8 protein-coding genes are annotated in these 15,423 nt (G+C 44.1%); 2 read left to right on the plus strand and 6 right to left on the minus strand.

Annotation, left to right across the window (positions count from 1 at the left end; all coding sequences use genetic code 11):
- A partial coding sequence (locus QUB35_RS22030; protein WP_333143864.1) for a CHAT domain-containing protein occupies positions 1 to 1,726 on the plus strand: 1,726 nt, incomplete at its 5' end.
- Between the two features lie 87 nt (positions 1,727 to 1,813).
- Here the strand turns inward: QUB35_RS22030 and QUB35_RS22035 are convergent.
- From QUB35_RS22035 to QUB35_RS22055, 5 genes are all read right to left on the minus strand, one after another.
- Complete coding sequence (locus tag QUB35_RS22035) at positions 1,814 to 7,141, minus strand: SpoIIE family protein phosphatase (RefSeq protein ID WP_333143865.1); 5,328 nt, start codon at positions 7,139 to 7,141, stop codon at positions 1,814 to 1,816.
- Between the two features lie 330 nt (positions 7,142 to 7,471).
- Positions 7,472 to 7,885: a hypothetical protein gene (locus QUB35_RS22040; RefSeq protein WP_333143866.1), complete on the minus strand. Its 414-nt coding sequence runs from the start codon at positions 7,883 to 7,885 to the stop codon at positions 7,472 to 7,474.
- A gap of 510 nt (positions 7,886 to 8,395) precedes the next feature.
- The gene (ligA, locus tag QUB35_RS22045) at positions 8,396 to 10,546 is read right to left on the minus strand and encodes an NAD-dependent DNA ligase LigA (RefSeq protein WP_333143867.1); all 2,151 of its coding nucleotides are present in this window, start codon (positions 10,544 to 10,546) and stop codon (positions 8,396 to 8,398) included.
- A gap of 176 nt (positions 10,547 to 10,722) precedes the next feature.
- Entirely contained in the window at positions 10,723 to 11,787 is a 1,065-nt protein-coding gene (locus tag QUB35_RS22050; protein ID WP_333143868.1) for a vWA domain-containing protein, read from the minus strand.
- A gap of 137 nt (positions 11,788 to 11,924) precedes the next feature.
- Positions 11,925 to 12,905, minus strand: a complete 981-nt coding sequence (locus QUB35_RS22055; protein ID WP_333143869.1) for an Npun_R2479 family HD domain-containing metalloprotein — start codon at positions 12,903 to 12,905, stop codon at positions 11,925 to 11,927.
- A gap of 286 nt (positions 12,906 to 13,191) precedes the next feature.
- Between QUB35_RS22055 and QUB35_RS22060 the strand changes: the two genes are divergently transcribed.
- Complete coding sequence (locus tag QUB35_RS22060) at positions 13,192 to 14,931, plus strand: alpha/beta hydrolase (RefSeq protein WP_333143870.1); 1,740 nt, start codon at positions 13,192 to 13,194, stop codon at positions 14,929 to 14,931.
- 153 nt (positions 14,932 to 15,084) lie between these two features.
- Here the strand turns inward: QUB35_RS22060 and QUB35_RS22065 are convergent.
- On the minus strand, positions 15,085 to 15,423 hold a 339-nt coding region (locus QUB35_RS22065; RefSeq protein WP_333143871.1), incomplete at its 5' end, for a zinc ribbon domain-containing protein.

Below are 15,423 nucleotides of genomic sequence, written 5' to 3' on the forward strand. Positions count from 1 at the left end.
AACTCCAACTCCGACTCCAACTCCGGTAGTAACTCCAACTCCGACTGCAGTTGTCACTCCCACTCCGCTAATAACTCCAACTCCAACTCCGGTAGTAACTCCAACTCCGACTGCAGTTGTCACTCCCACTCCGCTAATAACTCCAACTCCCACTCCAAGTGTCACCCTAACTCCCACTCCGAGCGTCACTCCCACTCCGATCGATCCTACGGAAATACAAGTGCCCACACCTGTGACAGCACCAAAATCGCCCACAGCCGCCGATACACCCACACCCGAACCGTCAACCTCCGATGAACAAGACTTTAAACGCCCCGAAAGTCGATCGCTAGACAATCTCGGTGTTGCTGCTGCCGATCATCGAATTTTAACCCTCGATCCAAGTATCACCAGTCAATTACCCGCTGGCATCGTAGCCTCTTCACTCGCATCCCAACAAGCACCAACAGTTAACCCTACTTCTAATTTAGTTCTGGGATATGTTCCGTCTCCCGATCGACTTTTTGAAGGTAACGACATACAGAAAACAGTCTGGGGAATCGAAGAAATGAGGAATCAAGAATTTGCAGAATACCTGGGGGTAGAAGCCAACCTCCTAGAGGAAAAAACCTTGATTTCGACAGCCCAACAAACTTTACAAAATATCGAACAGCAAACCGGCAAGCGGTCTGGTATTATCTACATGGTCTCGCGAGAAGATCGACTAGAAATAATTTTAGTTCCTCCTGCCGGGTGGCCGATTCATTACAGCGTCCCCGAAGCCAACAGAGCAGCTCTTTTCCCCACCGTGCAGGAGTTGCGCGCTGAAATCACCAATCCCGCAAAACGCGCTAGTACCACTTATCTAGCCGCCGCCCAGCAACTATATAAATGGGCGATCGCACCCCTAGAAAAAGACTTACAAAACTTAGGAATTCAAACTTTATTACTGTCAGTCGATCCGGGATTGCGAAGCCTGCCCTTTGCCGCTTTGCACGACGGTAAAGGCTTCTTGATTGAAAAATACAGTTTTAGCCTAATTCCGAGTTTTAGCTCGACTAATACCGATTATAAAGCTGTTAGAGACGCCACAGTGCTAGCAATGGGAAGGTCAGAATTTGTTGACCAACAGCCCTTGCCCAGTGTGCCGATCGAACTGCAGGCGATTTCCGCTCAGTGGCAGAGCCCATCTTTCCTCAATTCTGCTTTCACTTTAGATAATCTCACGTCGGAACACACCAAGGGAGGATTTCGGATCGTTCACCTAGCAACTCACGCTGAATTCAAACCGGGAAAAGCGAGCAATTCCTACATTCAAATGTGGAATTCCAAATTGCAGCTCGATCACATGGAGAGTTTGAATTGGCGCAATCCGCAGGTAGACTTGTTAGTATTAAGTGCTTGTAGAACTGCTATGGGCGATCGGGAAGCAGAGTTAGGTTTTGGAGGATTAGCAGTAAAATCCGGCGCGAAATCTGCTTTAGGAAGTTTGTGGTATGTTGACGATGGAGGCACTTTGGGGCTGATGAGCGAATTTTACCACCAGTTGCGAGGAACCACAACTAAGGCAGAAGCTTTGCAACTGACTCAACAAGCAATAATGTCCGGTAAAGTTCGGATGGAAAACGGACAGCTAGTAACAACAGGCGGCAAGTTAAATTTACCTGCTAATTTACAACAACCAAACCAAAACTTTTCTCATCCTTACTACTGGAGCAGTTTCACCATGATCGGAAGCCCTTGGTAATCTGCCATCTTGATTTCTTGAGTCCGCGAAGGCGGACTTTTGTTGTGTAGTAGCGGTTTCAACCGCCCAACTCGCGATAAAAAAGTTCTATTTCTGTTTCATCACCACCAAAGTAATATCATCAAAAACCTTCTGAGTGCCAATATACTGCCGCACATCATCAATTACAGCTTCCCGAATTTCTTGGGCACAGCGCTGACGATTTTCAACCACAACTTGCCACAACCTTTCTAATCCGTACTGCGCTTTATTAATATCGAAAGCTTCAGGAATTCCATCAGTATAAAGCACCACCACATCCCCAGGATTTAACTGCACTTCTGAAGAAGCAATAAACTCGCCAATCTCTTCTACTAAGCCAATGGGAAAGCCTAAATCCATCGTGTCTATGCGCTCCAATTTTCCATCAGCGCGCACCACAATCATTTCCTCATGTTGTCCGCTTAATTTCAGAACACCTCCGGCATAGTCTAAGATAGCTAGAGACATATTTCTAGAGGAGTCCATGCGCTGGAGATTATCATAAAGAGTCTGGTTGAGGACATCCAAAAACTTCACTGGATCTGTTTCCTTCATTTTCTGAAGCGTCCTGACAGCCGTTTGTGCCATAATCATCAACACGCCGCTTTCTAAACCATGTCCCGTGACATCGCCAATGCTAATCTTGACTTGACCATCCTGTTGCAATACATCGTAGTAATCACCGCCAACTTCGTCAGCAGGTTCCATAAAACCAGCTATTTCTAAGCCTTCAATTGCCTCTAATTCTGACGGTTTTGGCAACACCATTTGTTGCAGTTGTTTGACAATATCGAGTTCTGCACTCATGCGAACATTTTCCGCTTTTAATTTCTGATTGAGGGTGCTAATTTCTTGATTCGCTTCAGCTAGTTGAGCCGTGCGTTCTTGAACTTTATCTTCTAAGTTTTGATAGAGGCGAGCATTTTCGATCGAAATAGCTGCTTGGGAGGATAAGATTTTTAAGACTTCCAATCTATCTGGGGTAAACGCCCCGGTAGTCAGATTATTTTCCAGATACAGAATGCCGATCAGTTTACCTTGATTAATAATAGGAGCGCATAAGACTGACTTAGGCTGATTTTTTATAATATAGGGTTCGCTAGTAAAAATACCCTCTTTTGTAGCCTCTGATAGCACTACATCTTCCTGAGTTCTCGCTACATATTTTATCATGCCTACAGGAAGATTATCGCTGCTTTCAATCGGACTACTTTGCCAAACTTCTACTTGTTCTTTGTCAACTTCCCCTCTAGCTTCAATGGTTAACTTCTCCTTATTTGATAAGACAAGAAAGCCTTTTTGTGCTCCGCCATTTTTCATTAAAATTGTCATTAACTTTTCTAACAATTTGTTGCTCGCAATTTCACCAGCCAGAACTTGGGAAGCTTTGATAACTGTGGACAAGTCTATATTTGAACTTGCTCCACTTGTTGAAGATGCTGTGCCCATAGCAGTAGTCTGCACATCAATTTGTTTCTGGGCAGATACTTTGGGGATTAACTGCGGATATTTCTGCTCCAAATCCTCTACTTTACGCTTAGCACCCCAAAGTTGGTAGCCATAGTGAGCTTTTCTCATGTAAAGTTTGGCAATTTCCTCTTTGCCTTTCCCTAACCAGAATTTGGCGACTAATTCATTGCCTAAAGCTTCATTCTGAATATACTCATTTTCATGAGCTGAAGCAATGGCGCGATCGTACAAATCTAGTGCTTCCATTCCTTGACCAGAAATACGCGCAATTTCTGCCTCCACCAACAGGTATTTGTGCAGAAAGTTTTCAGGACAGTTATCTGCCCATATTTTCATCTGTTCTTGCTGCGATTCTAACTGCTCCCAATAGTGTTTTTGTTCGGACTCGGAAGCATCAAGATACAGCGACACCAGGATTAGTGAAGTGTAAAAATTATGTTCAGAAATTTGGAACTGCCCTAACGTAAAAATCATAAATTCTTTGGCTTTCAATGCACAGTTTAGCGCTTCATGTAGCTGATCATACAGATATAAAACCTGAGATTTAAAAATATAAAAAGTGCAAATCAACGCCAAACTTTTATGTGCTTTACAGCTTTCTAAAAATTCTTCATCGCTAATTTCGTTGTTACAAAATACGAATTTATTAGGAGTTCTACTGCTTAAATTAAAGAGAGTTATTTGAAAACCCAGCATTCCATCAATTGCCCATTGGTTTTTGATTTTTTGGTTAAACTGTAAAAATTTTTCCACCTCTATCACCAGAGGTTCTAAATTTTTACCCTGATAAAATAGGTATCGCAATTTGTGTTCGATAGCGTAGCCAGAGTGCAGTAATTCTCCAGATTCTAAGCCAGCTTGATAGGACTCATTCAAAATAGCCTCAGCCAATTTAATATGCTTTACCCAGTTATTCAAATGACCGCCCAAAACTAAACAAGCACTGCATCTCTGACTGGAACTATTAAATTTTTTACTCACCTCTACAGCTAGCTTACCAAATTCATAGCCAGATTGATAGTCACCTAAAATAGAGCCAAGAATCATTCCGTAAGTTACAAATCCTTTTGACGATACGGCAATATTGCCGTATTGCAAAGAAATATTAGCCATTTTTAAAACAATAACTGCATACATTTCTTGGTTAAAAAAATAGGCAGGTGGATCAGTATTTGTTAACAATTTTAGTACCAGTCTTTTTTGGGGGTCTGTGATTTCTGGTTCATCGATCAGGTCAGCAATTTTTCTCGACCCCAAATTCTTCTTTGCACGGGCAACTTCCAGGTCTAGCGCCTCCTTAAAATTAGCGTCAGGCAAGTCTACACCTAACAAGAAAAGAGCCTTTTTACCTGTTTGTATTGACTCTTCATATTTAGCACTCATGGTGTACTGCACGAGCAACAGGTTGTAAATTTCTGCCTTCTCTATGTCGGATTTTACATTTTTCAAAATTAGGTCAATTAATGCTTCTGAATCCTCAAAACATCCATTTAAGTATTCAACCTCTGCCCGTTCTTTGTGCAAGGCTAAAGTTAATTCATAATACTCCGTCCAAAAATCTCCGATTAAACACTCTAATCCCGCTCTTAAATATTGCAGTGCCGCTCCATAAGCCGTTGCATATTTGGCTTTTTTGCCCGCTTCTAAATTCAAGCGTGCTAATTCAATTTTTGCTGAATCATCTGCAATTAAATCTCTGCCAAAATTCAGATGATCGACTATTTCAAAGATTCTGATTTCCCGTTTATTTTTCGGGAGATTCTGCAACAACAATAGCCCAATTTTGAGATGGAAGCTACGTTTAGATTCGCCATAAATCATGGCATAAGCAGCCTGTTGTACTCGGTCATGCAGGAATTTATAATCTTGAATTAAGAGGTCAGCATCTAACTCTGATGTGGGTAAAATTAAGCCTGACTGAATTGCCAGTGCTAGGTCAGTAGAGGTTTCTCTAGGTGATTTTTCGCTAATGAGAGAAAGGGTATGCAAGTTGAAATTAGCGCCCACACAAGCCGCTAAACGTAACATCTGCTGTGTAGATTCTGGCAGTTTATTTACTTTATCAATCATTAACTCTACTACATTGTCTGTAATCCCCTTTGCTTGAATTTGGTGTACATCCCATTGCCAAGAAAGAGAAGATAAATCAAACTGGATTAAATTTTGTGAGTACAGGGTTTTCAAGAATTCATTAACAAAGAACGGATTCCCTCCAGTTTTTTCAATCACCAATTCTGCCAAGGATTTTACTGATTCATAATTGCTAGATAATGTATCGCCAATAAGTTGACTAATATTTTCTATTCCTAAAGGTGCTAAGGTAATATAATTAATAATTGCTCCCTCCTTGAGCAACCCATCAAGAGTCATCATTAAGGGGTGTGTCGGGCTAACTTCATTATCACGATAAGCTCCAATTAAAAACAGATATTGCATTTCTGTATCTGTCATCATCAGTATAATTAATTTAAGCGTAGCAGCGTCAGCCCATTGCAAATCGTCCAAAAAGATGACTAAGGGATGCTCTTTGGTGCAAAATGCTCGGATGAAGTTTTGAAAAAGAATATTAAAGCGATTTTGTGATTCCGTTGCCCCTAATTCTGGTACTTCTGGCTGTTTACCGACAATCAGTTCTACTTCAGGAATTACATCAATAATTACTTGACCATTCATCCCAAAAGCGCTTTTCAATTTTTCTCGCCATTGTGCTAGTTGTTCTTCACTTTCTGTTAAAAGTTGTTGCACTAATCCTTTAAAGGCATTAACCACAGCCGAGTAAGGAACATTCTTTTGAAATTGGTCAAATTTGCCTGCTGTAAAATAGCCCCTTAGCTTTGTATTTGGTTTATGAATTTCTGCTACTAGGGATGATTTTCCAATGCCAGAATAACCCGCTACTAACATCATTTCTACCCCCCCTTGTCCCCCCTTATTAAGGGGGGTGAAAGGATTGTCTGCGACTCGCTCAAATGCTGTGAGTAAGGCTTCTACTTCGGCTTCGCGTCCATAGAGTTTTTGCGGAATGTGGAACTGCCCAGAAATATCTTGAGATCCCAAGGGAAATTCTGAGATATTTCCTTGGGTTTGTAACTGATGCAAACATTCTGCTAAATCATTTCTAATTCCAAAAGCACTTTGGTATCGCTCCTCAGCGGTTTTGGCCATCAGTTTCATTACAATATCTGACAGGGGCTGGGGAATTTCTGGATTAAGTTGATGAGGAGAAATTGGCACTTTAGCAATATGACAATGCACTAACTCCAGGGCATCATTTGTTTCAAAAGGAAGTTGTCCTGTCAGCAACTCATAAAAAGTGGCACCGAGAGAGTAAAAGTCGGTGCGGTAATCTAGAGAACGATTCATTCTTCCTGTTTGTTCAGGTGAAATATAAGCTAAAGTACCTTCTAAGACGTTAGGATTTTTTAGGGTAGGATTTTCGCGGGTGAATTTAGTAGAAATACCAAAGTCTATAATTTTGAGTCGCCCGATTTCTGGGTTGAAAATAATATTGCCAGGGTTAATATCTTTGTGGACAATATTCGCAGCGTGAATACTGCTTAGAATTTCAGCCGTTTTAATAGCAATGCTCAGAAATTCCTGTAGGGGCAATACTCCCGTGGCTGATTCCCTACGCTCATCCATCAAGTGTTTTAAAGATGACGCGCCAAAATCCTCAAGGATGATACACAGGGTCCTCTGATAGGGTTTTAATTCATAAGCTTTAATTACTCCATCTAGATTCAGATTTCGGGTAATTTCATATTCCTGCTTATAGCGAACCAGTTCGGAGGGAGTAGGATAGTCTTCTTTGAGGAATTTAAGGATGACAGCTTGGTTGTCCTGTTGCCGGATGCCTCGATAAACGGTGGAGTTGATACTTTCGTAGATTTGAGTGAGAATCTCGTAGCCGTTAATCTCGATCATTTTCAGGTTTCAATGATAGAAGAAAATGTTATTAAAGATAGTCAGCAATCATTAGGGGCGAGCGGACTTATCCATTATAGTAGCTGAGGATGCTTTGATACCCATGCTAAAGGTGAAATCTTCACATTAATATACTGTCGCACATCATCTATCACAGATTACCTCATCGCAAAAGCAGGCAACTTTCATTACCTGCTTTTGCGATGAGAAAAACAAGATTTTTCTGATCTTTATTGCTGGAGTATTTTCACGGTGAGAGTTTTTTTGTAAGTCCCATATTTTAAGTAGCAAATCTGTTCGTTAAACAATCATCTCTAACCCCCAGATGCTCTATCTAGGGTTGATTTGTCTCGGATTTGGTGCGGCAGTTCCGTAATTTACTCGACAGCCGATATTGAACAAACTCGAACTGCACTCAAGAGGGACAATCTGCTGATCGAGGAGGGCGCTGCAACTGACATACTCGTCGTTATTAGTATCTCTTACCATACATTCGATCGGCTGAGCACCCGATCGCGCCGCCCAACTCTTCATACCTACGACTGCAATGTTATGCTGCCAGTAGAAAGCAAATAGCGACACTGCAAACAGTACAGCAACGGCTAATCCTGCTTTCAACTTCCAACTATTTAGGACGTTTCCCAAACTATTTTTCACGTTTTCCACCCCAGAAATTGAGCTTTCGGTAGTTATTTCTGGAGTTGTCAAGTTTGTTTGTGTTTGTTCTGCTGGAATTTCCGACATAATGTATCTCCTGTGATTGCTGGGACTTGGCTAATCTGGCAGTTGCGATCGCTATTGCAAACTTTATCAAATTTTAGCAAAACTAGCCTGTACCGACAACCGATTGGCGCAGCACCGCCGGGGAAGTATGTACATTCACCAAGGGGGGTCGCGATTTCTATGCCTTTTGAGGTATTGCCCAAGTCGCGTTAGCAGAGCCCTCGAAGAGGATCGGCTATTTTGCACCTAGGGCAATAGAATTGTTGGCGATGTTCTTGGAAAACGGCTGATACCAATTTAATGTGAAGTTGTAAATATCTCGATCCCCCTAAATGCCCCTTATTAAGGGGAGTAGGGGTTGACTTTGAGAAGAATCTTGTCCCCCCCTCCGGCGGGGGGTTAGGGGGGATCGGATTCTACGGGGCCTCATAAAAAATTGGTATGAAGTGAATCAGCTTTTTTTTGAACCGCAGAGGGCGCAGAGGGCGCAGAGAAAGAGAAAAGAGAGAGATATTGACTGTCACCAATCATTTATGGTTTCGATAGCAGTTCTAATAACTCTGATTCCGAAAGTAGTTCGATTCCCAAAGATTGAGCCTTTTCCAACTTAGAACCCGCCTCTTCTCCCACAACCACATAATCAGTTTTAGCACTCACAGAACTTGTGACTTTACCTCCTGCTTTTTGAATCAAATCTTTAGCTTCATCTCGTTTCAAAGTGGGCAAAGTTCCGGTAAGCACAAAGCTTTTGCCTGCCAGTTGTAAATTTGTGCTGGCTAAATTGGGATTTTTTACTTCTGACTGCAATTGCAATCCCGCAGTTTTCAACCGTGCAATTAAACTTTGATTTGCCGGAACTCGAAACCACTGATAAACAGCTTGAGCAATTTCCGGCCCGATGCCGTAAACGCCCTCAATCGATGCCGCCGATACCCCTGCTAACTCTTCTACATTTGCAAACCTTTCTGTCAGCAATTGAGCATTCACGCTGCCGACGTGGCGGATGCCCAAGCCGTAAAGTACGCGCGAATAAGGTTGATTTTTGGATTGGGCGATCGCACTTACCAACTTTTCTGCTAACTTCTTACCCATGCGTTCCAAACTCATCAATCTTTCCGCTGTCAAATCGTACAAATCCGCCGCAGAATGCACCAGATTGCTATCAACCATTTGCTGCACCAACTTTTCGCCAACACCGTTAATATCCAGAGCATCCCGGCTGCAAAAATGAATCAGCGAACCCCTCAAAATTGCCGGACAAGATGTATTGATGCAGCGAGTAACGGCCTCCCCCTTTTCCCGAACCACAGGCTGTTCGCATTCGGGACAGCAACTAGGCATTTGAAAAAGTTGAGCATTTTGGGGGCGAAGTTCCGGCAAAACTCGCACAACTTCTGGTATAATTTCCCCAGCTTTTCTGACAATCACAGTATCGCCAATATGGAGATTTAGGTCGGAAAGTCGATCGCTATTATGGAGAGAAGCCCGCGAAACCGTCGTCCCCGCCAACTGCACCGGTTTCAGTTCCGCTACAGGAGTTAGAGCCCCGGTTCTGCCTACTTGCACGGTGACAGCTTCTACTATTGTAGGGACTTCGGCCGCGGGATACTTCAGGGCGATCGCCCAACGCGGAAACCTCTGAGTAAAACCCAATTGTTTTTGCAGCAAAACCGAATTAATCTTAACAACAACCCCATCCGTCATGTAAGGCAAATTCCGCCGCTCAGTATCCCAATATTCGTAATACTCCCGAACCTCATCCAAAGAATAGCAAATTTTGCGATTGGGATTCACCTTAAACCCCATTCGTCGCAACAATTCCAACGAATCCCACTGCGTGTTACCCTCGTTACCTTGATCTAAATGCAGAGTATAAGCAAAGAAATCTAATTTGCGCTTATCCACAATTTTAGAATCCAACTGCCGCAGCGTACCCGCCGCAGCATTGCGAGGATTAGCAAACAATTGTTCCCCTGCTTTTTCCCGTTCCCGATTAATTTCCTCAAACACAGCTAAAGACAAAAAAGCCTCTCCCCGCACTTCCACAACAGGCGGCGGATTATCTAAATTGATCTTCAGAGGAATCGAGCGAATAGTTTTAACATTTTGAGTAATTTCCTCTCCGGCGATGCCGTCTCCCCGCGTCGCACCGCGAACTAAAACTCCATTTTCATAGGTTAACGCTAAAGCAGAACCGTCAATTTTTAACTCGCAAACATAGGAAACCCCCCCCAACCCCCCCTTGCTAAGGGGGGGAGTAATTTCCCTATTTTCCTTATTGCTAATGGAAGATGTTATTCCCTCTTGTCCCCCCCCTTGATAAGGGGGGGTTAGGGGGGGTGCATTTCCTTCTTGACCGGGGGTTAGGGAAGGTGCTACCCTTTGCCAGCGTTCCTGCCATTTAGCAAATTCCTCAAAATTAAAAGCATTTTCCAAACTGTAGAGAGGAATATTGTGTTTGACGCTAAAAAATTGAGTAGCAGGCTGTTCTCCCACGCGCTGAGTCGGACTTTCCGCAATAATTAATTCAGGATAATCTGATTCTAATTCTTGCAACTGGCGATAAAGTCGATCGTACACCTCATCTGGCATAATCGGCGCATCGAGAACATAATAAGCATAGCTAGCTTCCTGTAGCTGCTGCCTCAACTGTTGAATTTGCTGCTGGATTTCGGGTTGCATATTAATTTGAAAATGTATATTTTTTAACCGCAGATGTATAGGATAAACACAGATCGTATAGTCATCGACGCACCAAATATTTGTCGGGTGCTTATGGCGGATATTACCTTACTTATAGCGGATTTTACCACGCTCTGGGTCACTCTGCGGTTGTAGTTTGGAGATTTAAGATGCGATTAACGATCCCAATCTTCAACTTCATAAAGGAAACGACTTCCACCCATCAGCTTGCGATTAGCCGAGGTACTTTGCACAAAAACCGCATACTTTTCTAGATTGCTCGGTTTGATGCGGACAGTCTCGCCCATTGGCAAACCCAACATTTCTCGCGCCGCTTCTCCTTCAAACAAATCCCCTGTAGAACGTTCCATCAGTACAATTTCTTTCTTACCTTGGATAGTTTCTGTTTTAGTAAACTCATAAAATCCGCGCCCCGTTTTAAAAGCCAAACCATTCTCTAAAACAAAAGCTTTAATTGAAATCTCGCTGTCTACTTCAAGAATCTGAAATCTCCCCGGTTTTACGGCTCGCACTTCTGCTGATTCGTAAACAGCCACGTCTTCCCGCTTTAGCATGGTATCAAACATCTTGTTTAATCCGCGACTCATGCGACCTTGACTGACAACTTCTTGTTCGTAAGCTTGTAGTTGTTCGTTAGATGACTGTTGGTAACAAACTGCTAAAAATAAATCTGTAATGTAAGAAAATTGGTCAAGATTGAGGTGAAAACCGCCAGATTTTTCGGCTAGTTCTTTGTAGAATAAACTGGCGTGTGGACAGTTGAGAGCTTGGATGCCGTAAACGGTAATTCCCATCTGTGCTAACTTATCTAATTCATGACGCCAGTTAAGTTTTTGAGGAGTTTGAGCGGGTGCGTGCGGGATGTCGTCGCCAATTAGTACCAAGGTTTTGGAATTAGTTGGAGTCCAAGAAAGTGACTGAGCTTCGTGCAAGACTAATTCATAACATTCTGGAGCATCGCCGCCGCCAGTTGGCTCTACATTTTGAACAAAATTGCAAATTGTGCCGACATCGCCTGACAAATCGAGGTGTTTAGTTACGTATGTGCTGTCAGCATCGCAATAGTCTCCGTGGGCAATAATGCCAATCCGAATGCCAGGAATTTCATCGAGCAATCTCGTTACCGTCTCTTTGATTTTCCGACGAACTTGTGTCAAACAAGGGTACATACTGCCAGTTGTATCAAAGCTAAAAACGACTTCAATATTTTTGGTTTCCATGACCGCACTCTTCCTAATAAACAACTAATTTTTAGCTCTACTATAGCTGACAGAAAAGGAAGCCCCACTAAAACATTCATCTTTTTTTAATTATGAATCGTCTTTATAGCTGCCTAATTCAGCGCGTAAATTATCTATCACAAATTTAAGTCGGGAAAATCCCCAAATGGCTTGTTTTCTCCGGGCAACACGGAAGGTTGAATATAATCACCATCTTTTTCGCCGTTTAATTTGCGATTGGCGGGGAATTTGGTGAATTCTTGAGCGTTATGCTTGAAAGCGAGCGGTTCAGCGTGTTCTACCTGAAATACGTTGGCGTAGAGGTTGGCAATAATTTGTTTGCCTCCCTGGGTCAATTCCAAGTAGTTCAAAGCTGCAGGAATGTAGGGAAAAACTCCATTCCAATAAAACTTGGCGTAATTTTGCCGCAAATCTCCCGGAGACTTGTAGCCCAAGATTTTATTAGTGCCGACTTCCTCAAATTCGTAGAACAGGGCACTTATTTTTCGCAGGTAATTTGGATCGCTCAACTGACCGATCAAATCAGCGGCCCTAGCGAGTCCAGAATAATTATTTCGGTCTTGATGAGTTTCGCTAGCCGGAACTGGGAAGCGCGTCAATTCAATATTGCGCTTGATTTGTTCGGCATCAATTAATGTGTGGCCCCCGAAGCGTTCGTCAATTACGAGTTTTCCTCGATCGACATGATAAGGAGTTAAACTGGCAGAAGTTGCGCCGATCGGCACAGAAACCATGCCCCCGTCAATACCCGTAGCATATAGTCCCACAGCTTCTTGGTCTTGGCGGCAAACACCTTTGACGTAGCCGATATCGTGACACAGCAGCGAGATCAGGTAGTGCAGCCAATCTTCCGGCGACACTCCCCCTTCGCGAATATGTTTGCCGCGGAGAATCTCTTGTCCCACCAAAGCCACGAGCATTGTGTGTTCCACATTGTGGTAAAGAGCATCGCAGTTAGCGATATTTTCCAGAGCCATAGTCCCTGCCCAGGCGATAATTTCAGGGTAGTCAGGCTTGTACTTGCCGTAGGTGCGACGGTAGCCGGCCTGCAACTCTTGCACAAAAGCGTCAATCAGGATAGCAGTTGCATTGAACATCATAAATTCTCCCACTCAGGCTGTAGTTACAAACTCGATCGAAAATATCTTGCATAGCTGAAAAAATAATCAATGGGCATTCCAGTAGGTTTGACCCCTGGGTGTTGAATTTTAAATTTCAGCTAGTCTTGTCAGGTCAGAAAATTGCTTTTTTGGCTATGCTTCCCAAGATAACCTAATTTCCGAAGCATCCCAAGCAACAGATCGATTTTTTGGCATTAAATGTTGGCGAAACAATTTACATCATTTCACCGACTAATTATTAGAAGTCCTAGGTGTGAAAGTTATGAACAGTCTGTTTTCGAGCCTCTCCACTGCTGCCCTTCGCACTCGGCGGTCGATCGCCCCAAAATACCTAGGATTGTGTGCATTCACGGCTGTTTGCACCGCCGCACCGGCAATGGGTGCCGAGCGAATTTACGTAACTTACGGGCCACTAGAAGAATCAGTTCCCATCGAATCCCTGGCACTGTTCGCCAAAGAAGGCAAAATAGACTCAAACTTGGACGGCTTCGCTCAGTACGCCAAAGAATCTCAGCTAGCTGAGATTCGCAGCGCCCTGCAAGCGAAAGCTGAAATCAGCCCCGTGACGATCGCCCAATTTCTCTACACGCCTCAAGGAGAAGTGCTGCTGAAACGGTTGGGCCGAGTAATTCAAACCAAAGCTCGGCAGCCTGGATTTTATGCCATCCGAGCCGCCCTGATTTTAGCAGCCTCAGATCCCGAAGGCCTGACAATTCTCAACGTGCTGCGGAAATTCCCCACCTATGGCATCAGGATTGACATCGCCCGTGGCTTAGGTATCGCCAACGAGCTCACATCGCTGATCAACCGTTCCAATCAGACGATCGCTGGAGTCGCTCAATTGTCCGAAGCACAAGCAGCCTCTGAACCCGCCATACCGCCCGCCGCCATGCTGCAGCCCCAGCTACCGGGCCCCTATACTTGGAAAAAATCATCGGTAACTTTGACGAGTCCAAATCGCGTTAGCGAAGCCCTCGAAGAGGAGCGCACGTTTGATATGGACATTTACCTGCCGCAGCGGAGCCCGCAACCGGCCCCAGTAGTAGTAATTTCCCACGGTTTAGGTTCCGATCGCCTTTCCTTTCAATATTTAGCCAAACACCTAGCCTCCTACGGCTTTGCCGTCGCCGTCCCCGAACACCCCGGCAGCAACGCCCAACAAATCCAAGACTTAGTAACAGGCAGAGCCAATCAAGTAGCAGAACCAGCAGAATTTGTCAACCGCCCCCTCGACATCAAAGACCTGCTCGATTATTTAACCAAACTTTCTACAACCGATCCGACCTACCAAGGGCAGCTCGACTTGCAGCGAGTCGGCGTCATCGGCCAGTCTTTCGGTGGCTATACGGCTTTAGCATTAGCCGGGGCAGGGATTAATTTTGCACAGCTAGACAAAGATTGCGGACTCGAAAACGATACTTGGAACCTCTCCCTACTGTTGCAGTGCCGCGCCCGCGGCCTAGAGCGCAACCAGTACAATTTCGACGACCCGCGCATCAAAGCTGTGATCGCCGTCAACCCGATCGTCAGCAGCATTCTCGGAGAAACAAACCTCAGCAAAATCCAAATCCCAGTCATGCTAATCGCAGGCAGCGCCGATACCGTCGCCCCCGCTTTGCTCGAACAAATTCAACCGTTCACTTGGCTGACATCGCCCAACAAATATCTCGTACTGATGAACAATGGGACTCACTTCTCAACGATCGAGGAATCCCCTCAAAGCCTCTTTCTGCCACCACCACAGGCGATCGGGCCCGAACCAGCTTTAGCCCGCCGCTACCTCAGCGGACTCAGCCTAGCTTTCATGGAATGCTATTTGAACAACAAATCCAATTTCCGCCCGTATCTGGAGCCATCCTACGCTTTAAGCATCTCCAGAGACACCCTCGGACTGAGAATTTTGCGATCACTAACCCCGCAGCAACTCCAGCAGTTCAGGATTTCTCCACCTCCTCGCATCCCGGCCTCTCCACCTGCGATCGCTCCTGTTTCTGCTTTGTAAAACTTACCTAAACTTTTCTAAACCCATTTTTAGACACAATTCGGAGTTTACTTCCTACGCTGTTGGGTAGACGGCTAATCCCAAGATAAGTAGGCTACCCCCCTGGCTGCCGAGGGTTCCCAATTCAAAATGTTGAGGCTGGCGTTAAAATCCCTATCTTAAAGATATGCCACAAGCAGGACAATCAAAAGTCCGAATGCTTAGTGGCATATCTTTTTTAGTGCCACAATTAGAGCAAGTTTTAGTGCTGGGGAATAATTGGTCTACCAGCACTAAATTTGCCCCATACATTTTGCACGCCATATCAAGTTGGCGTTTGAATTCGTAAAATCCTAGATCCGATATTGCCTCAGCCAGCTTGTGATTCGCCATCATGCCCTTAACGTTCAAACTTTCAATCTTGATTAGCTTGAAAGTTGGGACGGTGGGAGTTGTTAGCTTAGGATCGCGAATTAAATAACTTACAATTTTAATTGTTATTGTGGGATGGGC

Origin of the sequence: Microcoleus sp. B13-B6 (assembly GCF_036705405.1) — a bacterium.
Lineage (GTDB): Bacteria > Cyanobacteriota > Cyanobacteriia > Cyanobacteriales > Microcoleaceae > Microcoleus.